The 1,980-nt window shown below is 51.4% G+C and carries 1 rRNA gene; it reads left to right on the forward strand.

Features of this window, described 5'->3' with window-relative positions:
- A 23S ribosomal RNA gene (locus L2W36_RS27225) occupies nt 1-1,980 on the forward strand; the annotation flags it as partial.

Genomic DNA, 1,980 nt, shown 5'->3' on the forward strand with positions numbered 1-1,980 from the left:
ATCAGTGAAATCGAGTAGGGCGGGACACGTGATATCCTGTCTGAATATGGGGGGACCATCCTCCAAGGCTAAATACTACTGACTGACCGATAGTGAACCAGTACCGTGAGGGAAAGGCGAAAAGAACCCCTGTGAGGGGAGTGAAATAGAACCTGAAACCGTGTACGTACAAGCAGTAGGAGCACCTTCGTGGTGTGACTGCGTACCTTTTGTATAATGGGTCAGCGACTTATATTCAGTGGCAAGGTTAACCGTTTAGGGGAGCCGTAGGGAAACCGAGTCTTAACTGGGCGTTCAGTCTCTGGATATAGACCCGAAACCAGGTGATCTAGCCATGGGCAGGTTGAAGGTTGAGTAACATCAACTGGAGGACCGAACCGACTAATGTTGAAAAATTAGCGGATGACTTGTGGCTAGGGGTGAAAGGCCAATCAAACCTGGAGATAGCTGGTTCTCCCCGAAATCTATTTAGGTAGAGCCTCGGACCCAAAGTATAGCTAAGTGGGAAACGATGTGGGAAGGCTTAGACAGCTAGGATGTTGGCTTAGAAGCAGCCATCATTTAAAGAAAGCGTAATAGCTCACTAGTCGAGTCGGCCTGCGCGGAAGATGTAACGGGGCTAAGCTATACACCGAAGCTGCGGCAATGTGTAGTCGATGGGAAACGGGTTAATATTCCCGTACTTCTTACAATTGCGATGGGGGGACGGAGAAGGCTAGGTGGGCCTGGCGACGGTTGTCCAGGTTCAAGTGCGTAGGCTTAAGGTTTAGGTAAATCCGGACCTTTTTAAGGCTGAGACACGATGTCGAGCTACTACGGTAGTGAAGTCATTGATGCCATGCTTCCAGGAAAAGCCTCTAAGCTTCAGATTGTAAGGAATCGTACCCCAAACCGACACAGGTGGTCGGGTAGAGAATACCAAGGCGCTTGAGAGAACTCGGGTGAAGGAACTAGGCAAAATGGTACCGTAACTTCGGGAGAAGGTACGCTCTTAGTGGTGAAGTCCCTTGCGGATGGAGCTACCGAGAGTCGCAGATACCAGGTGGCTGCAACTGTTTATTAAAAACACAGCACTGTGCAAAATCGCAAGATGACGTATACGGTGTGACGCCTGCCCGGTGCCGGAAGGTTAATTGATGGGGTTAGTTTTCGGACGAAGCTCTTGATCGAAGCCCCGGTAAACGGCGGCCGTAACTATAACGGTCCTAAGGTAGCGAAATTCCTTGTCGGGTAAGTTCCGACCTGCACGAATGGCGTAATGATGGCCACGCTGTCTCCACCCGAGACTCAGTGAAATTGAAATCGCTGTGAAGATGCAGTGTACCCGCGGCTAGACGGAAAGACCCCGTGAACCTTTACTACAGCTTGGCACTGAACATTGAGCCTACATGTGTAGGATAGGTGGGAGCCTTTGAAGCGAGTACGCCAGTATTCGTGGAGGCAATCTTGAAATACCACCCTTGTATGTTTGATGTTCTAACTTGGTTCCCTAATCGGGAATGAGGACAGTGCCTGGTGGGTAGTTTGACTGGGGCGGTCTCCTCCCAAAGAGTAACGGAGGAGCACGAAGGTGGGCTAATCACGGTTGGACATCGTGAGGTTAGTGCAATGGCATAAGCCCGCTTGACTGCGAGAATGACAATTCGAGCAGGTGCGAAAGCAGGTCATAGTGATCCGGTGGTTCTGAATGGAAGGGCCATCGCTCAACGGATAAAAGGTACTCCGGGGATAACAGGCTGATACCGCCCAAGAGTTCATATCGACGGCGGTGTTTGGCACCTCGATGTCGGCTCATCACATCCTGGGGCTGAAGTCGGTCCCAAGGGTATGGCTGTTCGCCATTTAAAGTGGTACGCGAGCTGGGTTTAGAACGTCGTGAGACAGTTCGGTCCCTATCTGCCGTGGGCGTTGGAAGATTGAAGGGGGCTGCTCCTAGTACGAGAGGACCGGAGTGGACGAACCTCTGGTGTTCGGGTTGTG

The organism is Vibrio sp. McD22-P3 (genome assembly GCF_021568915.1).
GTDB lineage: Bacteria > Pseudomonadota > Gammaproteobacteria > Enterobacterales > Vibrionaceae > Vibrio > Vibrio mediterranei.